This window comes from Bradyrhizobium sp. 187, from assembly GCF_023101005.1.
In the GTDB taxonomy this organism is placed as follows: domain Bacteria; phylum Pseudomonadota; class Alphaproteobacteria; order Rhizobiales; family Xanthobacteraceae; genus Bradyrhizobium; species Bradyrhizobium canariense_D.
In genome coordinates, this window is the sequence record NZ_CP064693.1 from 2,888,821 (window position 1) to 2,908,799 (window position 19,979).

The window sequence follows — 19,979 nt, forward strand, 5'->3', positions numbered from 1 at the left end:
GTGACCGCCAATGAGGCAGGACCGCTACATCCCGGCACGACGCATCTGGTCGCGGACCTGACGGAGAAGTTCGACGACATCAACTCGCTCGTCGCGGCCAAAGGCGGGTCGCCAGCGTCAGGGGGCGGCTGAAGGGATCCTGTGGGCGGGGAGGAACCCGGGTCTCGCCCCGCTGTAGGCGGGGCGAGATGCCTGCTTTTCTCAGATGAGGAAGTCGGTCGGGTGCAGGCTCGCGGCGTGGACACCGTCGAGTGTAATGGTGTCGCTCGCCGATACATGAATCACGGCATCGCCGTCGGCATTGTCGCTGATCAGCTTCGACAGCGCCGTCCAGTCCGTAAAGCCGTAATCGTGCAGGTTGATCAGATCGTGCTCGGTCACGGTGCTGCAGGCCGCCTTGTTTCCTTGATCGAAGTCGGTGATGAGGTCGTTGCCGGACCCGGTGTTGAAGACGAAGGTGTCGCTGTTTCCGCCGCCCGAAAGCTGGTCATTTCCGGCGCCCCCGTTGAGCATATCCTTGCCGCCGGTGATCGAGCCCGGTGTTGCGGGATCATAGACCTTCGCATCGCCATACAGAAAGTCGGTGGCCGCTCCGCCGGTGAGGATATCGTTGCCGCCATGGGCATTGCCGGACATGGTCGGAGCGTCGCCGAACAGCAGATCGCGCGCATCGTCGGTGTACTCGGTGCTGATCTTGACCTTGAGGATGTCGTCGCCACCCTGTGCGTTGTCGGTCAGGGACGTGGAGGAATCTCCCGACAGCGACGCACCGGCCCAGACGTTTTCGCCGCTCATGGTCAAGATGATGTTGTCGTTGCCGCCATGCGCATCGCCGCTGATGGAGCCGATGGCATCGCCGCTGGCTCTCGCTGAACCCTCCCGGGTGTTCAAGCTGATGTCGAGCGTGTCGTTGCCGCCCTGCGCCGTGCCGCTCATGGAGCCACCGGCATCGCCGGCGTACACATTGTCGAAGCCTCGCCAGCCCACAGCGCCCGTGATGGTGTCACTGCCGCCGTGCGAATTGCCGGACATGTCGCCGGCGACATCGCCGAAAGCATGCACGTTGGTGTACATCGAGTGGTCTTGGGTATCGATCGTGTCGTTGCCGCCCCTGGCGTCGTCGGTCATCGCCTGGGCATCGCCGACCACGAGGGCGGCGTTCCAGCCGTAATTGACGTTGACCGTGAGCGTGTCGTTGCCGCCGTGGGACTGGCCATGCAGCGTCGTGTTGTCGTCGCTCTGCTTCGGGCTGAGTGATGGTTGCGGTCACGGTGTCGTTGCCGCCCCAGGCGTCCGTGGTGGTCGGAAAGTTCGGATCTCCGATGACGGTTTCGATTTGGCCAAATTGGTCGAGCAGGATGTCGATGGTGTCGTTCGGCAGATGCTGCATGGCGTAACTCCCATTTCATTGTCGGAGGCGGGCCTGACATCGGCAAAACTCTTGCGCGACGTGCTGTGACCACGCTTCACGGAGACGAATCTAGTTTTGGTCGATGGCGGAGATTTGCTGGAATTCGGGACGGAGTTTGTTCGCGACAGGTTTCGCTGCGCCGTGCGGCGAAACTGGTCGTTGCGCACTCGCGATTGCGATGTCGCCCCGCGCGTCGGGGTACGACATCGCCGCTTTGATTTATTCCCTCAGATGATGAAGTCGGTCGGATGCAGGTTGGCCGCGTGAATCCCGTCCAGCGTGATCGAGTCGTTGCCGGAGAGATGAATCACGGCATCGCCGGAAGCATTGTCGCTGATCAGACTCGACAGCGCCGCCCAGTCCGCGAAGCCGTAATCCTGCACATCGATCAGATCGTGTTCCGCTGCGGTGCTGCCGACGGCCTTGTTGCCCTGATCGAAGTCGGCGATCGTGTCGTTGCCGGAGCCGGTGCTGAAGGCGAAGAAGTCGCTGTTTCCTCCGCCCCACATCCAGTCGTCGCCCGCTCCGCCGTTCAGCGTGTCGCTGCCGCCGGTGATCGAGCCTGGCGTCGCCGGTTCATAGATTCCTGCATCGCCATATATGAAATCCCGGCCGACGCCGCCATTGAGGATATCGTTGCCACCATGAGAATGACCGGCCATGATCGGCGCGTCGCCGTACACTGACGAGACCGCATCCGCGTACTGGCCTTCCATCTTGACGGTCAGGACATCGTCGCCGCCCTCGGTAAGATCCATCAGGGACGTCGACGAGTCCCCCGACAAGGTCGCGCCGGCTATGGCGCTGTCGCCGTTCAAGGTGACCGTCATATTGTCATTGCCGCCTTGCGCAAGGCCGCGCAGGGCGCCGATGGCGTCGCCACTGACGGTCGCCACGCCGTCCGTGGTGAGCACGCTGACATCGAGCGTGTCGTTGCCGCCGTGCGAGGTGTCATCATGGAACCGCCGGCATCGCCGGCGAACAGGTTGGCGCCACCGCGCCACGCGATCGAGCCGGTTATCTCGTCATGGCCGCCCTGCGCGTTGCCCGACATGTCCCCCGCGACGTCGCCGAAGGCCGAGACAGTGGTATAGACCGTGCCATGGGCATCCGCGACGATGGTGTCATTGCCGCCCTTGGCGTCGTCGATCATCGATTTGGCATCGCCCACCACGAGAGCGGTGTTCCAGCCGCCGCCGATATCGGCGAACAATGTGTCGTTTCCGCCTTGCGAGTGACCAAGCAGCATCGACTGGTCATCGCCGAAGATCGTGAGCCTCGTATTGAGCTCGGTGACGTTGCCGTCACGGTGTCGTTGCCGCCCGAGACGTCCTTGGCTGCGGGAAATCCGAGATTTCCGTACCCAAACTGGTCAAGGATGACGTCGAAGGTATCGTTCGGCAGATGCTGCATGGCGTAACTCCCATTTCATGTCGGTAGCGGGCCGGACGTGTGCACCAGTCTTGCGACACGCTTGATCGACACGGTTCACCGGAAGCAAATCTGCCCTTGGTAAATGGCAGAGATTTGCAAGAATTCAGGAGAGAGTTTGATTGCTCGCATCGATCTGCGGTCGCGGCCGCGAGAAAGAGAATGTTGATGGAACTGTCGGCGAGGATCTACCGCCGATTGGCGCGTTCGAGTGCGAGCTTACTTCTCCTCTGGTTGGGATGAAGTGCCGCTTTCGCCGTCGTCATTTCCTCGATCAAGTCGGCGATACCGTCTCTCGCGATCTTGTCAGTGACAAGAGACAACAACCGACTATGGCGCGCGATCTTGTTGTCGATCTCATCGCATTTGCCGCACGTGAGCATACCCTGCGCTATTGCAGGCGGAGCGAACGAGGCAACTGAGACTAAAAAATGTTCATTGCCGAGCTTCGTTCCTGCCGCCATGGACGGTTGGGACGCTGGCTTGCTGTGCGAGCCAGTGACGGCGGCGGTTTTTACTTGTGCGTCGGTGGGACCTCATTGAGGAGCTTCGAGACCGCAGTGACAAGCTGGGCCGGTGCAAACGGCTTCTGCAACAGGATGCTATTTGGGACGCCCTGCGAACCCCAATCGTTCGCTGCAGCGCCCGTCATGTAGACCACGGGAAACGTCGGCTCTCGTTGTCTGAGCTGTCTGGCCAATTCCCAGCCGCTGAGCGTGCCCTTGAGGAGGTTCACATCCGCGACGACCGCCCGGTACTCCTTCATTCCGCTTCTGAAGAGAGTCAGGGCTTCCTCGGCAGACGAGAGGATGTCAGTCGCGAAGCCTGCCTCCAGCAGGGCTTCCTCGACACCGCCTGCAATGGGTATTCATCCTCCACCACCAAGATGAGAGGCGACGGCGCTGTCATGTTCACTCCGTCTCGGAACGCTGAACCTACTATGTTGCGGCGCTTTGTTCCCTGAAAATGTGTCCAAAAGTGAACATAGGCCGATCCGAGGGCCCCAGGGAGCTGGCCGGCTGCATGGCGGATATCAAGGCCGACGAGACGGAGCATGGGCGCACTCTCAATCTTCCGTGGTGGAGGACGTAGCGCCGATCCGCATGATGGTCTGCGACATGCTGGAGGAGTTGGGCGACAAGGTCATCGCCGAAGCAGGCACCCTGAAGGAAGCGATCGAAGTCGCGCGGGTGGCTGACTTCGATCTGGCCATTCTCGACCTGAGGCTTGCCGATGAAACAACTGAACTGGTGGCGGAGATCACTCGTGGTCGCGGGTTGCAATTTTTCTCCTGACCGGCCACACATCCGATGGATTGCCGGGCGGCTTCCGCAATGCTCCCCGATTGGAGAAGCCCGTCCTCTGCTCCGCGCTCGCGGAGATGATCGAAAACTGCGCCAGGTCTTGACCAGCGAACAGGCCGCTCGCGGGGAGTTTCACGCTGCCAACTTGCCCTTCGCCAAGCTTTCAAGATGTTTCCACGCCAAAGCGGCCCTCAACCACTTCAAACGCTCGGCAGCACAGGTCGCGGCGACCGCTTTGCGCATTGCGGCGATGGCCTCTGCTTGATGGTCAAGGTCTCCGGTCATCGCAGCGATCATTCGCTCGAATTATTAAAGCCGACGAAAATTTGCGGCCCGGAAAACTACCGGCTTGCCCCGCCGTGGAGCCTCCATCCAAGCCCTGTGCTCGCTCAGTCCGGCGCCATCCGCTCGCCTCGTCCTGCGAGATAGGCATCATATGTTAAAGCGCGACTCAGCAATTGCAGCCCGATAACCTGGCAACAGGCTGGGGACGCGGGACGATGGCACAGTCACGCTATCCGTTGATCCGGAGGTGGACACCGGAAGAGCATCAACAGCTGCTGGTGATGGCGGCGGCTGGGCGCCGACCCGACGAGATCGCCCAGGCGCTCGGCAGGACAGAGCCGGCCGTGCGAGGCCGCGCCAACCTGCATAACATCCCGCTGCGACTGGTGATGCAAAAGCGAAACGGCCCATGATCAAGGGCGCGTTTGGACCAATGCCGATGGACTATTTCGTGTGGCTGGCGAGGGGAGGCGGCCGCATCTTCGTCATCGACACCGGGTTCAATGCCGAGGTCGCGAAGCAGCGCAGGCGAAATTACCTGCGCTGCCCGGTAGAGACGCTTGCCGCGTTCGATATCGACGCTGCCCACGTCAAGGACGTGATTCTCACGCATCTGCACTACGACCACGCCGGCAATTTCGACCGATTTGCGCATGCGCGGTTTCACCTTCAGGAGCGCGAGCTTGCCTGTGCGACCGGGCGCTACATGCTTTATCCTCGGCTGTCGCATTCGTTCGAAGTCGAGGATGCCGGGAAGCGTAGCTGTGCACGTTACATCGGTGCGGTCGCTGCTCGCCGACGAGACCTCGACCAAATGGCTCGATGCTGCCGTGAATACCAGGCTGCCTTGGGCCGCAGGGTACCGGACCCGCTGCCGGGCGCCAGGGCGCCGCCATTCGTGCCGGTGCTGCCGATGATGCCTGTACCGCCGAGTATACCGCACCGTCTGGCTGCTGGCTGCGAGGGCCAATGAAAGGATCGGGTAGGTCCGACGACCTTTCGCACTGCCCGGTCGCTCCCTTCGGAAGGCGGCGCCAAATGTCGGTTCGTAGACGAGGACCGAGGTTTGCAACGCAGCGCCAAGCCGACGCGACTGGCTCATCCTCAATGGAAGTTGGCGCTCGGTCGGCGTGTTTGCTCACGGAGGCCGATGACCGAGGAACTCCAGAACTCTATTTGGCGTGCCACAAGATCCTTTATTGCCAATCAGCCCGGCGCTAGTCTCGAGCCCATTGATGAGGCGCCTTAAACTTATTCCAGCCGCGAGTTGAGGGGCGTTCGATTGCATCGGAAGGAAGATGGATGAGGGCAGTGATCGTCGGTGCGGGAATGGGCGGGTTGATGACGGCCTTGGCGCTGCGTTAGTCGGGAGTGTTCGCATCGGTCGATGTCTACGAGCAAACGAAGGTGCCTAGCACCGCAGGCGCCGGGTTGAACATCCCGCCCAACGGGGCGCGAATATGTCGTTGGCTAGGCGTCGACCTGGATGGGGGAGATTCCAAAGGCCCCGACGGGGTCATTGACGGCGGCCGCGCGGCAATCCTGGAGTCGACACGACAGTTCAACGCAGATGGGAGCGTGACAAAGAGGCCATTCGATCATGTCACCGCCGCAGGCGACGGCGCCGGCTTTCATCACATGCACAGGCTGGACCTTTTGATGTGCCTGTACAAGCGAGTGTCCGACTTCGGTATCGACAGCGGCGCGCCATGCCCGATCGCGGTGCACATGGACTGCAGACTGACGCAGCTGCGTCAGACCGCAGGCGAGGTAATAGCGACCTTTTCGAATGGTCGAACCGCCACGGGAGAGCTTCTCGTAGGTGCGGACGGGATCAACTCTGCGACGTTACAGCTGGCGTGGCCGAATTCGCGTCCCAAGCGTTGGACGGAGGTAACCTGCTTTCGAGGACTCATTCCGCGGACGGGGGTTGCGTCCCTCCGCAAAGCGAACGGTAACCCGCTGGACCACAATCCCATCAACTCCTTCAGCATGGACCGCCATCGGGCGGATAGGAGCGGCGCGACCACGTACTGGGTACGCGGCGGCGAGTTGTTGAACGTGTGGATCGCGCATTATGAGCCTGAGTCCGCCGCGTTCGAGCAGGAGGAGGGCGACTGGTTTCCCGTCAGTCAGCAGGAGATCGTTCGCGAGGTCGGCGAGGCATTCGCGGGCCATCCCAGCAGAGACGACCTCATCGCTCTGTCGGGGGCGATCGTTCGTCCTACCAAGTGGGGTCTCTACGATCGCGATGCGCTCGAAACCTGGGTGCAGGGCCGCATCTGCCTGCTCGGTGACGCGGCGCACCCGATGCTTCCCACATTCGGTCAAGGAGCTGCTCAGTCCTTCGAAGACGCCGCCGCCCTTGCCAGCGCCTTTGCGCTTCAGCAGCGCGATGTGCCTACAGCCTTGTTGCACTACGAACGCGTGCGGCATTACCGCGCTACCCGCTTTCAATTGGGATCCAAATTCGCCTTCGACCATTTGCGAGCGAAGGACACCGCTGAGCAGAAGGCGCTACTGGAGAGACTCGATGAGCGTGTGAGTCCTGCCTTTGCCCACGATAAGCGCGGCGGCGAGGACGATTCCTGGATCTACGCCTACGACGCCCGCAAGATCGGCAGCGAGTTGCCTGCCAAGAGGCTAGGTCCGTGGGACTTCCGCCGAACCGCCAAGGTAAGGTACGGTGGGATCAAGCTCTGGATGCCCGCCAATCCGGCGAAGGGTACGCGCCGCGTCACGCGCGAAGAGGTCGCTCTGCACAACACACAGAACGACTGCTGGATCATCATCTCGGGAAAAGTTTATGACATCACCGAGTGGGCCCCTCATCACCCTGGCGGCGCTGGAATCGCACGAATGTACGCTGGCAAGGAGGCCACTGCCGAATTCGGTGACTATCACAGCACCGAGGCCGTCGCGCACATGGCAAATTTTTGCGTGGGCGCTCTCGTCGAGAATTGAACCACCTCGTCGTAGCCGGGCACCTGGCGGCACTGCCGTAGGCCGCATCCGAGCCGCGCCGTCGACCCGCCTCGCACATCGCGAAGAGCATTCCGACAACCGGTAGACTTCCAAATAACGGCTCGCGACGGCTGATGCGCACGACATTCGCGGGCCAACGCACTTACCGTCACGCGAGACGACCGCATCGGTCGCCGAGGCGAGTAATGCCATTCGAGTTCTGGTCGTGGAGGATGAAGCTCGGATCTGCAGCTTGATCGAGGACGCCTTTTCGACGGCGGTTTCGAGGTCCTACTTGATCAATTCGGGGGACGGTCGCGCGGACGACGAACCGGCCGCGCGAGTAGCCGGGGGAAACCGAGGCTCGCAATCCTCGACCTGCGCCTCGAGGAAGCCGTTCGCGACAATGAGCGCCTTGACCGCCTCCCGGGTGTCTCGACCGCAGGCAGCGATGGCCTGGTCGGCGGCAGCCTCCAATTCGAACGGTGCCGGTCGGGATGGCTCCCGATCCCGATTCACTAACCCACGTCTACCTAAGTATGGTCACTTCATACCTGCGCGCGATGGCGCCGACCGAGGGCTAATGTTACTGATACATCCAGACTGAAAAGTAACGGAACCGGCCCTGCGAGCCGGCAGTTGCGGGACGAGACCGGCGGCGTAGCGCCCGCCGGCCCTTCTCCCGATCTAGCGGCGCTTCGCCGCTCAACTGACGCTTACGGCCGTAGTTTGTGCAGAGAGTCCGCCATGAGAAACATCGCCGACCTCCTGATGTGGTTCAGACGGGGAAGCCAACGCGTGTCCAATACTCAGGTTGCAGCTATGGCTGAAGATCGATCCAGCATGGCTGATTTTGTCCGGATCCTGCAGGCCTGCGATCAAGCCCAGTAAGACAGGGGTTTGGTGCGAGCGCGTCAGTCCGTGATGCGGACGTCCGAGCAAACCAAAGCCAAGACCTCACACCACGCCGCGTCCAGCTGTTTATGCCTAGCACGTCCGTTCAGGGTCAAACGGCGACAAGAGCAGAGGACTCTGATTTGCAGCTTCGGGCAAACTGCGGAAGTCACTCGGCTCCAGCCTTGGTTCAGTTCGGCGCTGATGTCAGTCAGCCCCAACGGTTCGCGCGCCGCATACAATGAAGCTAGCGCGGGATTCTGCTAGGTCCGGGCCGGGCCCAGCAACTGCCTGCTGAGACCTCCAATGACTTCGCACTGTTGCATTGGCCCCCGCGCCACGCTGCCAGCAGCATGAACCGCCTGCATGTCCCGTTCCTGCAGGGCACCCGCCGCATTGACAACGACATCAACGCCGGCAAGAGCGTCCTTCCATTTCGAAGCGTCGGTGGTCCGACCATATCGAGGGTGATGTGGTGCGTATCAGGTGCGGTGGGTGGCGCGACACCAATACGCATTCGGGCCCTTCGGCGGACAGTCTGGCCTGGATTGCCGATCGAACAAGCCCCGTGCCACCAACGAGACGGATGCGCATTGACTGGTCCTTCGATCGGCGGCGGCTTTCGCAAACTGCTGATCGAACAATTAAAGGTGCGGACGGTTAAAGCACGGCTGATGCAATCGTTCCTCGCGGCGGAACAGGTGAGTTGGCCGCAAGCAGCGCCTTACCGTTGGCAAGCATCGCTTTTCGAGCGCACGACGATCGCCACCGACGTTGCGGCGTCATCGATATCGACGGCAGGTCATTCAAAGGGCCAGATCCGGCATTACGGCTTCCACTTCGTGCCGCTTAGTCGAAGATCTCTTGAATCGGTGACATGTCGGCTTTCGGCGGCCAACCTCAAGTAAGTTCAGCCTAGCATCTACCGCTGCTGTTGACTCCAAGCAGATGAAGCCTTGGGATGGGTATACGACTGCCGAACCCGTCGAACTGGGCCAGGGACTTGCGGGAGCACAACCACATTCTTGGTGAGCTCTTAGCCAGTGTTTCTGACCGCCTCTGCCAGCATGGAGTAGAGCTGCTGCTTGCTGAATTCCTTGGGCGGCTGCCTCTGCACTGCGTTCCGCGACACCTTCCGTGCGACTGGACGGGCGCAGGCAGCCGACGAGGTCGGCCTCAGCTTCGGGCGCGGCCTTATCTTGGGCGTTGCTGTGGGCGGCTTGTGGCCGCGCTTCAAGCCCAGACGGGTCAGCATGCCGCAGACCGCGTTACGACTGCACCCGAGACGACGCGCAATCTGCGCCGCGCTCTGTCCTGCGGACCAGAGCCTGTTGAGGAGCGCTATGTCTTTCGCATCCCAGCCCATGAGAGATATTATAGCGCCGGCTGCCGAACACGCCAGTCTAGTCTTCGTCCGGCTCGCGCACGACCGGCGGTTCGTCGGCGTCATCTTCCTCTTCGTCGTCCTCGTCGTCTTCATCGGGATCTCTTGGCGGCATCGCGGTGCCCATAAGCACAAGCGGTGTCCAGTAGATCGCGGCGGTGGAAAATGCTTCGAAGGTATGTTGCTTCATGTGGCTGCTACTCCTCGAGAATACGCGTAGTCGCATATTCATGGCGGACGGCACGCGCGTCCAGGGCGCGATCGGTGCAAACGAGATGGAAACATCAAGTCGACGACATGAGCAAAGGAGGGCAACCGGCACGCAAATGGCGGCGTTTTCAGCTACTTTATGCCCGAGAACTCATTCGGCTCTATGTTCACCAAAACCTCGCCGGTGGTGATTTCGGGAACTCCAAGATCGAGGTCATGTAGACTTGCTTGAACAAACGCGAGTATCTTGTCGTTCGCTGCATTGGCGCTTTCGCGATCGTCAAATATCATCACGGCGATACCAACGCCGTCGCCCGCATCCAGAACTTGGTAAGATCTGAAGCCGTGCGATTGCCTTAGGATCTGGCCGACGCCGCTCTTGGCGCGGCGAGCGGCGTCCGCTACCGAACGAACCTTGGTGTACTTGCGAATGACCATGTACATGAGGCCACCATGCACCACACGCCTCGACGCATCAAAGCATATCGGTCCCGGTCGGACTAGGGCCAACTTCCGAGACCGGGCCACAGTGTCCGGCTAGGCGAACCGGGCAACGCGCCTTTTCCAATGAGTCCTCCTCGCCCTGCGCATGGGGCGAGGTGCTGAGGCTCAGGAGCCCTCGAACTTGAAACGATACGTTGAGCTTGGCGCGATAGGCCTCGACCTTTCCCTTGTCATCGAGCTGCATATCCAGCTTGACGACCTCTGCAATGCGAAGATCTCGGAGAGATTTTGCAGCTTGCTCGACCGCATTTGCGGCGGCCTTCTCCCACGAGTCGTCGCTGGTACCGACCAGTTCAATGACCTTGTAGACGCTATCAGGCGTGTCGTCCTCCTGTCCGGGATGACGAAGGAAATCTAGCATCAGGATCTCGACCCCGATACGGGGATGCCGTCCGGAGCCGGAAAGGGACAAAATTGCATTTGGCGGGGGCAGCTTTTGGCCGGAGCCAATCTGCCGGGCCAGCGCCATCATGTCCGCTCCTAGCGAGCAGACGGAAAAACGTCCGATTGCCTGTCACTTTCCTGTTTGACCCGGTGCCGACCATTTCAGTCTCGGGTCACTCGATCGCGGCTGCTAAGACTAACCAAAAATACGGACCGGCTAAGCCGTCCAAGCCCCTGGCTCCGGCGCTTGCTACGAGGCAGGATTCGCATCCGCGCAGGCTTGCCCTTGTCCACCTGCTTTAGCGACGGTCTGTAGATAGCTATCGGTCAGATCTCATGACTTGCCGCGGAAGCACGAGCACTACATTGATCTGGCGATCGAGGATCGTCGTGGCGATGATCGTCGTCTTCGACCTCATCGTGGCGGAGCATTTAACTTAGTGCTAGAGACAACCCTCGCTCAGGCCCGCAGACCGGCATCATATCCACAATCTTGCCTCCCGACCGGTTGCGCTTTCACATTGCCATGCCAGCGTGGAGACCGGCCCAAATCTTACCGCAGCGTCGCCCATCAACCGGGTGGTTGCGTCGCGGACCGGGGACAGGATCGTCGCCCGGCGATACGTGGACGGCTCGATTAATTGAGCGCGCTGCCGCGTATTGCCGCCAAAGTGAGCTTATGAATCCGGAGGCCAGGCCCGCAATTAATCCATCACGCTGCCAGATTTAAGCCGCATGGGGCCCATATCGCCGCGAAGGCTTTGCCGGTGGGGACGCATTGGCGCGAATATCGGTGTTCGCAGTGCAATAGATCTTGCTCGCTGTCCATTCGGTCTTGAACGAGGAGCAGAAGCCCTCCGTGGCCGCGTCGTTCCTTCTTGCTTGCGATTTGCGTTCGACCTTTATGGATCACTCGGCCTCGAGCTTCATGCCTTTCGGCTCGGCCAGAGATCAAAGAGCGTCAAGATGTTCTGCCGATCCCCGCCGCCCTGGAGCAGGACAACGCTAAGGCGCGCAAAACGCACAACCTGTTTTGCCCAGTCGCCTCGTGATCCCTCAACCGTTCTCCGACAGCTTGGTGATTTAATCCCCGCCGCGGCGGCCGGGATCGGCAGGGCTGTGATCGACTTGATCTTCTCGATCGCAAAGCGCGAGGTGCGTGCTCGAAGTTGGAACCAGCAATCCGGCCATAATCAAGAAGCGTCGGCAGGGTGGGCCGGTACGGTGAAGTGAAAAATTGCGCCGTGGGGCTGGTTGCGCGTCACCCACAAGCGTCCGGCATGCGCTTCGATAATCGAACGACAGATCGACAGTCCCACCCCCAAACCGCTGGGCTTCGTCGTGTAGAAGGGGGCGAAGGCGTGCTCGAAGGTTTCAGAGCTCATCCCCGGTCCCGAGTCCTTCACCTCGACGAGAACACCGTTCGGTGCACCCTGCGCGGTGGTGATCAGCACTTTGTTGGCTCCATTCGCGACCGTGCCGATTGCCTGGACAGCGTTGATAATCAGGTTGAGAACCACTTGTTGCAATTGGACGCGGTCGCCCTCGACAAGCGGTAAGCTGTCTGCAAATTCCGTCTGCACCGAGATGCCGTTCTTCATCGCTTCGCCGCGGGTAAGCTCAATAACGTCCCTGATCGCCTCATTGATGTCCAAGCGATCCTTCCGGGGCGGTGCTTTTTTGATGAGATCGCGAATTCGTTGGATGATGTCGCTGGCCCGAGCGGTATCGTTCATAAGCCAGTCCAGTGATTCCCTGACCCTCTCAAGATCCGGCGGATTTCTGTCCAGGAATCGCGCGGCCGCACCAGCATTCATGGATGCCGCGGCAATCGGCTGGCTCACTTCATGCGCGATCGAGGCCGTGAGTTCGCCCATGGTGGCGAGGCGGTTAGCGTGCGCAAGCTCCTTCTGTATCTCGCGCAGCGCCTCTGCGGCCCGCTTCTGTTCGGTGATGTGCCGTCCAACGCCGCGATAACCGATGAAGTGCCCGGACTTGTCGAGCACCGGTAGCCCGGAGACGGACACGTAGCGCTTGCCGCCATCGGGCGTAGGGCGCGCGAGCTCGAAATCGCGGAACGGCAGGTGGGCATCGAGCGTCTCCCGATGCTTGCGCCAAGCCTCCTCGTCGGGCTCCAAGTAGGGCACTTCCCAGCGCGTCTTACCAAGTTCAGAGCCCGACGCGGGTGCGTCGACCATGCCTTCGGCGAATTCCTGGCGAATGAAACGATGCCGCGCATCGGATTCCCAGTACACGTCGAAAGAGAACTGTACGAGAGTCCGGAAACGCTCCTCGCTCTCCTGCAGAGCCACTTCCGATCGTTTGCGCTCCGTCAGGTCAACGACAAAGGAGACACCCTGGTCTCGTTGTTCGTCGAACGCAGCCATGCCGATCAACACCGACACGCGGCTTCCGTCCTTGCGGAAATACTCTTTCTCGAACGGCTGCACGCTACCCATCTTTTTTAGTTCCGGGATCCACCATCGCTCGTGGCGGTCGAGCCATTCAGGCGGCGTCAGGTCAGTCCAGCGCAGGCGGCCCGAGACGAGATCCTCACGGTCGTATCCCACGATGCTGAGAAACGCATCGTTGGCCTCCAGAATCGAACCTTCAAGCTCCCAGATGATGATTCCGATGATGTTGGCATCGACAAGGCGTCGGATTCTCGCTTCCCGTTCTCCGAGATCGCGGTACAAAGCCGCATTTTCCAGCGCGATTGCTGCCTGTGAGGCGAGCAGCTTCAGCACCGCAATTCGCGCCGGTGCAACAACGTAGGGCGTCAGTGTATTCTCGAGGTAAAGCACGCCGATAACTTTCGCACGGTTGATCAGGGGCATGCAGAGAATGGAACGAGCGTTGCGCTGATTAACGTAGGGGTCCGTGGCAAAGGGAGGCTCGACCGTGGCATCCTCGAGAACCGCGCACTCTCTAGTTCGCAGTACGTAATGGAGAACGGATTCGGGAAGGAGATCCGCGGTCACCGCTGTATTGCGCATTTCAACAGTAACTTTATCGCCGGTTGTGGTGGCTTCCGCTTCGATGCGCGGCTCGGTGTCGTGCGACAGGATCAGCAGACCGCGTTCAGCCCCTGCTTGTTCGATGGCAGTGCGCATGAGCGTCTCGATAAGCGTCTCCAGAACCATCTCACCTGACACCGCTTCCGACACCTTGATGACAGTGGCGAGGTCGAGATGCTCGACCGGCGCTCCAATCGTGCTCATCGGGCCTGGCTCTGATCTCGCCTCCCTGAGGTGCGGATGCATATCCTCAAGTTGCCGCACTTTGCCGTCTGCCCCCCAACGAACATAGCAGTCGCGCGCTCTCCGCAAATAGATGCCAGAAAATTCTTCGAAACCACGCTCGCCGTAAAACCGCGCGGCCAATTCATAAGCGAGCGCCTCGTGGTGGACGAAGCCGTTGTCGCGAGCGGAGCGGATGGCTTGTTCATAGAGACGCTCCGCGTCCAGTTCTCTGCCTTGGAGACGGGCGATCTCGGCGCCGGTTAGAATAGCGCGGTCCGCGAAATTCTCCGGGCAATTCTGTGCCCACAAATCGAGCTGCGTGTGGTGCCCAGTCAGGGCCTCAAGGTGCCCTTGACGTTGTTCGGGGTGTGCCGAATTCCAGCATGCAGCGTGCGATAGCGCTGCATAGAACTCGTATTCCACCGTCTCGAGTAGCTGCGGTGGTGACCACGGCAGTCTCCGTGCCTTCGATGCGGCGTCGACGGCCAGCGAATAGTCGCCGGCAAAGAAGCACGCTTGCAGCTTGCGGATCCAATACCAGCTCTCGGGCAGCGCGAATGCCGGATCGGCGGCCAAACGCCGTTCGAACCGAAGCTCGTCGGACGGGTCGTCGTGCAGAGCGCCGAAACGCCGCGTCAGGCCGCGCAGCATACGGATTAGCGCAACCTGCGGCATTATGATGTCGGCCACCAACGCAAACTTCGCCTTCTTGCTCAACTGCAACCCGTGCTCGGCTTCGCGCTGCGCTTCTGCAAGCGCATCGCCCGCCGCAAGGAAATTCGTATTCAAGCTGGCGCAACTGAAGGCCGCGAACGTGACATCGCCACTGCTGCTCGCGGCCTCAAATGCCCGCTGAAAGGCGTCTCGGGCATGCTGGAGGTGCTTGGTCCATGAAAGGACAAGGTTGCCATAGTTCAGGTAGGTCCTGGCGTGCACGCGCGAAAATCCGCACCGCTCGACCAGCTCAGTGCCGATACGGCTGAATCGAAGGCCCGCCTGATAATCGCCGAAGCGCGCGCCGGCAATGGCGCCGAACATGACGTAAGGAACGCATGAAGCATCGTTGTTCCCCCACTCGAGGCTGATCTCCACCGCTTTTAGGGCCACCAGTGAGCGAAGGTTCGCATCAGTGAAAAACGCCGGCGGCATGAGCGCCGTCAAAAGATCTATGGTCGCTAGTGCGAGTGCATCACTCATTAGCGGCAGATCCAATAGCTCCTCGACCGACCGATTCCCGAGCCGAGATCGGACGTGCTCGTATTCGCGTCGGACGTGATCATCGCTTGGGTGGACTACCCATCGAATCCCGAGTTGTTCCAGATAGCTGAGACCGGCGCTAACCGCGCGGTCCGGCTCACTGAGCGCCGTATACAGATCCACCCGACGGCGCGCGACGACAGCAAGGTCGGCAGCGGTCGCGGTTCGCGTCGTCAGCTCCTGTAAGCGCTGTTCTGCCTCCAGGACCGAGCCAGTCACGAACTCGCATTCGGCGCGATGCAACTCGAACGCAAAGGCAAGCTGCTGGCGTTGTTCCCAGCAGTCGTCTGGTAACAATGCGGCACCGGCAGCGGCATAGTTGAGCGATGCCGCGTAGGCCGCCGCCTCCCACGCGCGCAGGCTGGCTGTCAGATTAAGCTCTGCGAGTTGCTCGCGTTCGTCTCGCGAGGTGATCAAGGACTCGCCACGGTTGAGCTGGTTGACGATCTCGAAAATAGCCTTCTCCCACTTCTCCCGGGGGGTCTGCGCCAGTAGCTCCCGACCGATTCGCAAATGCAGCGCCGCGCGTTGATCATCAGCAATCAGCGAGTAGGCGGCTTCGTGCACTCGATCGTGGACAAACCGATACACTCCTGGCTGGTGCTCGACCAATTCCTGGCGAATGGCCTCCCACAGATCCGCGTGTACCCGCTGCTCGGAGCGACCGAGGACGATCGAAATTGTCCTCGTGTCGGCGACGTTGCCGAGACAGGCCAGCCGCTGCAGCGTGATCTGCGTCTCGGCAGGCAGGCGGGTCAGCTTTGCGATCATCAGATCCACGACATTGTCGGTGTGGCCCTTGACGCGAATGCGAGCGAGATCCCAGCACCAGAACCGTGCGTCATGATCGAAGCGGACCAATCCCTCTTCGGCAAGCGCCTGAAGGAATTGAATCACAAAGAATGGGTTGCCGGCCGTCTTATCGTGAATCAACTTCGCGAGTGGCGCGGCACGCTTCGAATCGCAGCGAAGAGCATCGGAAATCAAACGCGAAATGTGTGAGCTGGCAAGCGGCGCTAAAATGATCTGCTGCACGTTAGCGCCAGCACTCTTTATGGCCTCAAGCCTGTACCACAATGGATGAGCGAAAGTGACCTCGTTGTCGCGAAAGGCGCCGATGAGCATCAGGTATTGCAGATCGGAGCGGGTTAAAAGGTCCTCAACCAGATCGAGCGTAGCGGCATCGACCCACTGGAGATCGTCGAGGAACAACGCCAATGGATGCTCGGACTGTGCGAACACCCCTATGAAGCGCCGGAGCACGAGACGGAAGCGGTTCTGTGCTTGCTGCGGGGGGAGCTCAGGGACGGGTGGCTGCTCTCCCACGATCAGCCGCAATTCAGGGATCAGGTCGGTAACGAGTCGTCCATTGGCGCCCAGCGCACCATGAAGCGCTTGGCGCCAGTGCGTCAGCTCGGCTTCGTTCTTGCTCAGAAGGAACCGCACGAGGCTCTGAAAAGCCTCCACTACCGTTGAATAGGGAATATCGCGTTTGTATTGGTCGAACTTGCCTGATGCGAACAGCCCGTGGGACGGAACAAGGCGACGATGGAGCTCATTGACTACCGAGGATTTACCAACGCCGGAATAGCCGGTAACCAGCATCAATTCCGGCGCGCCGCTCTTGATCATCCGGTCAAAGGCGGCCAGCATGGCTTCAATCTCGCGGTCCCGTCCGTAGAGCTTCTCAGGGATCCGCAGTCGGTCGGGCGTGTCGTATTGTGCGAGCGCAAACTCTTCGATGCGGCCTCCGGTTTCCCATTCGATCAGGCAGCGGCGTAGATCATGTTCGAGGCCTGAAGCGCTCTGGTAGCGTTGCTCGGCGGATTTGGCGAGCAGCTTGAGGACTATGGTCGAGATTGCAGCCGGTACAGTGCTTACCCGCTCGCCGGGCGCCACTGGCTTTCGCGCAATGTGGCAATGCACCCACTCCATGGAATGTGCCGCTGAGAACGGCAACGAGCCGGTCAGCATCTGATAGAGCGTAACGCCAAGTGAATAGAGGTCACTGCGGAAATCGATCGAGCGGTTCATCCATCCGGTCTGTTCGGGCGCCATGTAGGGCAGCGTGCCCACGATGAATTCCGGCGGCCCAGGGGCGCGTCGCTCGCGGGCGAGGCGCGAGGCGATACCGAACCCGGTGAACCGGACCCGTTCGTCCTCGCAGTTCACCATAATGTGCGCCGGCTTCACGTCCTTGTGGACGAGGCCGCGTTGGTGCACCTTGTTCAGGGCTGCGGTGATGCCGATCGCGAGCTGCAAAAAGCGTCCGATGTCCATGGGCGCACCAAGCAACTGTTCGAGCGGCTGGCCACCAGGATCCTCAAGCAGCAGCACTGGACGGTCACCATCGCACTTCAGCCCGAGCGGCCGCATTGCCCAGGTCTCATCTAATTGGTCTTTCAGCGCAAACTCGTGATCAAGACGATCGAGGAGGCCGGACGAAGCGTGTTTCGCCTTGGGAAGTACCGCCAATACAGTTCTGCATGCGCCATCGGAAGCCGGGCGCAATGGCCGACAAAAGATGCGGTCATCGTCCTCCCATAGCACTTGGAACCTGCTGTCCATGCGCATCAACCCAAAACACTGGGTTTAACCCCGAAGCCTCCGCGTGACCAATGTCAGGTGAGGAGGTACTGTGTTGCGCTCTGTGGCCACATCGACACTGCCATAAAAGCGGGGTTCTGCCCAGCGTAAGCTGCGGCGCCAGGCAGATGACGGCGAGAAAGCCGAAGCGGCGCTAGCCGGACATCAACCGTGATCGCGCGGCGCGAGCCGGCGGGCGAATTCAGCGGTGTATCGAACTCGAAATATGCTGCCCGATTCGTCGCCACAACTTCTGCTGGCCGTCCGGACCGGCTCGAATGCGAACGGCTTCTGCGGCTCAGGTGTGGTCTGGGCACCGGATTGCTGTGCGGTGCGGCCCACGAGCTGATTGGCTCATAAAGCGGACGCGCACCGCCTTTGATTCCGGTCGCCGACCTTCATCCTACTCAGTGGTAACAATCCGTGGTTAATGTCACCATCATTCAGAATTCAGAGCTATCGGATGTAGGCGCGCCAGCCGCTGACAGCGCCCTTTACATCTCGCGGGCTCGATTGGCTTCGGCGCTGGCGTTTCGGTTCTCATGTTGTGCGCGGATCGGCCGATCCGTCGACCGTGCAGGCCACAGCCTCAAATAGCAGTTTGAGATAGTTGCAGGTCCTGATTTGCACTTATGCGGCTGTGTCGTTGGTTCGTTGGTTCGAACGTTTGTGAGATAGTACGACGTCCGAGGACACTTCCTGAAAGTAGCTCAAACTTGCCCAGATGGACTGGAGCGAGAGAGGATGATCGTACCGGTGGTCATCCGCGCAGAGGGTTGAATTGCTGGTCGGCATCGTGAGGTCCTCCCCAGGCGGCGCGGGAGAGGTTTGTGCCCGTTAACAGCGGCGCCGGCCGGCGTGTCGCGCCCTTGGGTTCCTGAGATGATCAGAGCGGCCTGTCCCGTTACGCAATGCAGCTTACATGGGGACGTCAATTGTCGCACATCTGTGTCGACGAGCCTGGATTTGTACGGGGTTCGCCAGCATAGGCGGGCCGGTGCTCACGAAGCTGGGGCATGAAAGCAACAGTCCACAACACGTTGCACCAGCGCACCACTGTTAATTTGCGCGATCGGGACGATTCAGGCCTGCTCTCTGCAACGAACCTAGTAGCTGCGGGGGATGACAATGACTGTCACGCGTGCGATTGGCGCTGCTGCCTTGTTTCTGATGACGCTTAGCTCTGAAGCCTATGCTGCGCGCCAGCACAGACCGGGAGAGCGGATTTCTTGCTCAGAGGTCAAATACTACGTTGCTAAGTATTCGGCGGCCCTGGCTGAGATGTATGCCCGTAATCACGGGGCCACCGGCGCCCAGATCGAGCGGGCGCGGCGTTGCTTGGCCTCGAATGAGGCTGCCGAAACAGGGCAACGCAGGTCCTATAGCGAATGAGCATGACGCAGCCTTCGTAATAAAGCGCGCTGGCCGGGGATATCCTGCAAGGTCAGGGCTGTACGCCTACCCGCGGTCGCAGCTGACGATCGAAGTTAGCTGATTGCCTTGCACGCGCAGATAGGCCTTCCGACTAGTGGCCAGGCGAGCGCGCGATTGCACACTCGCACGGAGGCCGCTCCGCAGTCATGTCCTCCTCCGCTCATCGCATGCTGATTCCCAATCATCGGTGTCGGGCCATATCCTCTTATCGCTCCAATTTGGTGCCAAAGGCTGTCGCAGCAATTGCACGCTCGACCTCGGAAGCCAACACGCTCAGATGATCGGCAAGCCTCGCGAACAACTCTCGCTTTTGCAGGTCGGTGGCCAGATCGCTGATCGATTTGCAGTCGGCTGCGTCTTTGAGGAGGTTCTCCAGCTGCTCTTGCATGTCTCTCATCGTCTGTGTGCCCCAAAGGCACCCTCGGCTTCATTCAGTTGAACTGATTGAGGCGTACTTGAGCTCCCGTCGATCCATTTCCGAACGGAGCGATTCAGCATAGGTGCGCAGATTGTCGCCAACAACGCGGGAGCGTCCGCCATTTGCGCGATCAGCCAACACCTGTCGCCGCACGCTTTCCCAAAGAGACAATAAGGTCTGATCTTTCGTTTGAAAAGGTCATCCACAGGCCTCCAGTACATGGCGCGCCGATAGTACGCGTACCTCATGAGCGGGATTGTTCGGTTGCGGA

Annotated in this window: 18 protein-coding genes and 1 pseudogene; 8 read left to right on the top strand and 11 right to left on the bottom strand. The window is 60.4% G+C overall.

The annotated features are described in order from the left end of the window. Positions 1-201: 201 nt before the first annotated feature. Positions 202-1,149 (bottom strand): calcium-binding protein, encoded by a 948-nt coding sequence (locus IVB19_RS13595; RefSeq protein WP_247366752.1) that lies wholly within the window; start codon positions 1,147-1,149, stop codon positions 202-204. A 34-nt stretch (positions 1,150-1,183) separates the two neighbouring features. Between IVB19_RS13595 and IVB19_RS13600 the strand changes: the two genes are divergently transcribed. Then, entirely contained in the window at positions 1,184-1,459 is a 276-nt protein-coding gene (locus IVB19_RS13600) for a hypothetical protein (RefSeq protein ID WP_247386022.1), read from the top strand. 179 nt (positions 1,460-1,638) lie between these two features. Here IVB19_RS13600 and IVB19_RS13605 read toward each other — a convergent pair whose 3' ends face one another. Further along, a complete protein-coding gene (locus IVB19_RS13605) occupies positions 1,639-2,325 on the bottom strand; it encodes a calcium-binding protein (RefSeq protein ID WP_247366738.1) in 687 nt (228 codons plus the stop codon). Then, positions 2,238-2,660 (bottom strand): hypothetical protein, encoded by a 423-nt coding sequence (locus tag IVB19_RS13610; protein ID WP_247366735.1) that lies wholly within the window; start codon positions 2,658-2,660, stop codon positions 2,238-2,240. Before IVB19_RS13610 ends, IVB19_RS13605 begins: the two co-directional genes overlap by 88 nt. 304 nt (positions 2,661-2,964) lie before the next feature. Here IVB19_RS13610 and IVB19_RS13615 point away from each other — a divergent pair, with 304 nt between their 5' ends. After that, on the top strand, positions 2,965-3,264 hold the full coding sequence (locus IVB19_RS13615) for a hypothetical protein (RefSeq protein WP_143273925.1): 300 nt from the start codon (positions 2,965-2,967) through the stop codon (positions 3,262-3,264). Between the two features lie 92 nt (positions 3,265-3,356). Here IVB19_RS13615 and IVB19_RS13620 read toward each other — a convergent pair whose 3' ends face one another. Beyond that, on the bottom strand, positions 3,357-3,710 hold the full coding sequence (locus IVB19_RS13620; protein ID WP_346283663.1) for a response regulator transcription factor: 354 nt from the start codon (positions 3,708-3,710) through the stop codon (positions 3,357-3,359). A 208-nt stretch (positions 3,711-3,918) separates the two neighbouring features. On the opposite strand from IVB19_RS13620, the gene IVB19_RS13625 reads away from it, so the two are divergent. Continuing rightward, positions 3,919-4,137 (top strand): response regulator, encoded by a 219-nt coding sequence (locus tag IVB19_RS13625; RefSeq protein ID WP_018458793.1) that lies wholly within the window; start codon positions 3,919-3,921, stop codon positions 4,135-4,137. 141 nt (positions 4,138-4,278) lie between these two features. Here the strand turns inward: IVB19_RS13625 and IVB19_RS13630 are convergent, their stop codons facing one another. Beyond that, positions 4,279-4,443, bottom strand: coding sequence for a hypothetical protein (locus tag IVB19_RS13630; RefSeq protein ID WP_247821481.1), 165 nt, complete (start codon positions 4,441-4,443; stop codon positions 4,279-4,281). A gap of 203 nt (positions 4,444-4,646) precedes the next feature. Here IVB19_RS13630 and IVB19_RS13635 point away from each other — a divergent pair, with 203 nt between their 5' ends. The 5 genes and pseudogenes from IVB19_RS13635 to IVB19_RS13660 all read left to right on the top strand — a co-directional run bounded on the left by IVB19_RS13635 (position 4,647) and on the right by IVB19_RS13660 (position 9,197). Next, positions 4,647-4,844, top strand: coding sequence for an SANT/Myb-like DNA-binding domain-containing protein (locus tag IVB19_RS13635; protein WP_051113050.1), 198 nt, complete (start codon positions 4,647-4,649; stop codon positions 4,842-4,844). A gap of 26 nt (positions 4,845-4,870) precedes the next feature. Further along, positions 4,871-5,176, top strand: a pseudogene (locus IVB19_RS13640) (MBL fold metallo-hydrolase); the annotation flags it as partial. Between the two features lie 626 nt (positions 5,177-5,802). Beyond that, entirely contained in the window at positions 5,803-7,395 is a 1,593-nt protein-coding gene (locus IVB19_RS13645) for a cytochrome b5 domain-containing protein (protein ID WP_247821482.1), read from the top strand. Positions 7,396-8,142: 747 nt separating this feature from the next. Next, positions 8,143-8,286 carry a hypothetical protein gene (locus IVB19_RS13655; protein WP_018458798.1) on the top strand — a complete coding sequence of 48 codons (144 nt, stop codon included), beginning with the start codon at positions 8,143-8,145 and terminating at the stop codon, positions 8,284-8,286. 356 nt (positions 8,287-8,642) lie between these two features. Then, positions 8,643-9,197, top strand: coding sequence for a hypothetical protein (locus IVB19_RS13660; protein ID WP_143275384.1), 555 nt, complete (start codon positions 8,643-8,645; stop codon positions 9,195-9,197). 128 nt (positions 9,198-9,325) lie between these two features. On the opposite strand, the gene IVB19_RS13665 is transcribed toward IVB19_RS13660, so the two are convergent. The 6 genes from IVB19_RS13665 to IVB19_RS13695 all read right to left on the bottom strand — a co-directional run bounded on the left by IVB19_RS13665 (position 9,326) and on the right by IVB19_RS13695 (position 19,678). Then, positions 9,326-9,769, bottom strand: a complete 444-nt coding sequence (locus IVB19_RS13665) for a GcrA family cell cycle regulator (protein ID WP_338014023.1) — start codon at positions 9,767-9,769, stop codon at positions 9,326-9,328. Beyond that, positions 9,693-9,863, bottom strand: coding sequence for a hypothetical protein (locus IVB19_RS13670; RefSeq protein WP_166517563.1), 171 nt, complete (start codon positions 9,861-9,863; stop codon positions 9,693-9,695). Before IVB19_RS13670 ends, IVB19_RS13665 begins: the two co-directional genes overlap by 77 nt. 152 nt (positions 9,864-10,015) lie before the next feature. Continuing rightward, a complete protein-coding gene (locus IVB19_RS13675) occupies positions 10,016-10,327 on the bottom strand; it encodes a hypothetical protein (RefSeq protein ID WP_085350876.1) in 312 nt (103 codons plus the stop codon). A gap of 31 nt (positions 10,328-10,358) precedes the next feature. Beyond that, positions 10,359-10,859: a dodecin family protein gene (locus tag IVB19_RS40315; protein WP_274535507.1), complete on the bottom strand. Its 501-nt coding sequence runs from the start codon at positions 10,857-10,859 to the stop codon at positions 10,359-10,361. A 1,105-nt stretch (positions 10,860-11,964) separates the two neighbouring features. Beyond that, a complete protein-coding gene (locus tag IVB19_RS13685; protein ID WP_247821483.1) occupies positions 11,965-17,844 on the bottom strand; it encodes an AAA family ATPase in 5,880 nt (1,959 codons plus the stop codon). A 1,651-nt stretch (positions 17,845-19,495) separates the two neighbouring features. Then, positions 19,496-19,678, bottom strand: coding sequence for a hypothetical protein (locus IVB19_RS13695; RefSeq protein ID WP_018458807.1), 183 nt, complete (start codon positions 19,676-19,678; stop codon positions 19,496-19,498). Positions 19,679-19,979: the final 301 nt, after the last annotated feature.

Bases quoted from the DNA above. Each gene is read 5' to 3' on its own strand.
- IVB19_RS13610 (WP_247366735.1), bottom strand. From the start codon at position 2,660: ATGCTGCTTGGTCACTCGCAAGGCGGAAACGACACATTGTTCGCCGAT.
- IVB19_RS13695 (WP_018458807.1), bottom strand. From the start codon at position 19,678: ATGCAAGAGCAGCTGGAGAACCTCCTCAAAGACGCAGCCGACTGCAAA.
- IVB19_RS13655 (WP_018458798.1), top strand. From the start codon at position 8,143: ATGAGAAACATCGCCGACCTCCTGATGTGGTTCAGACGGGGAAGCCAA.
- IVB19_RS13665 (WP_338014023.1), bottom strand. From the start codon at position 9,769: ATGAAGACGACGAGGACGACGAAGAGGAAGATGACGCCGACGAACCGC.
- IVB19_RS13660 (WP_143275384.1), top strand. From the start codon at position 8,643: ATGAACCGCCTGCATGTCCCGTTCCTGCAGGGCACCCGCCGCATTGAC.
- IVB19_RS40315 (WP_274535507.1), bottom strand. From the start codon at position 10,859: ATGATGGCGCTGGCCCGGCAGATTGGCTCCGGCCAAAAGCTGCCCCCG.
- IVB19_RS13630 (WP_247821481.1), bottom strand. From the start codon at position 4,443: ATGATCGCTGCGATGACCGGAGACCTTGACCATCAAGCAGAGGCCATC.
- IVB19_RS13675 (WP_085350876.1), bottom strand. From the start codon at position 10,327: ATGTACATGGTCATTCGCAAGTACACCAAGGTTCGTTCGGTAGCGGAC.
- IVB19_RS13635 (WP_051113050.1), top strand. From the start codon at position 4,647: ATGGCACAGTCACGCTATCCGTTGATCCGGAGGTGGACACCGGAAGAG.
- IVB19_RS13685 (WP_247821483.1), bottom strand. From the start codon at position 17,844: ATGCGCATGGACAGCAGGTTCCAAGTGCTATGGGAGGACGATGACCGC.
- IVB19_RS13670 (WP_166517563.1), bottom strand. From the start codon at position 9,863: ATGAAGCAACATACCTTCGAAGCATTTTCCACCGCCGCGATCTACTGG.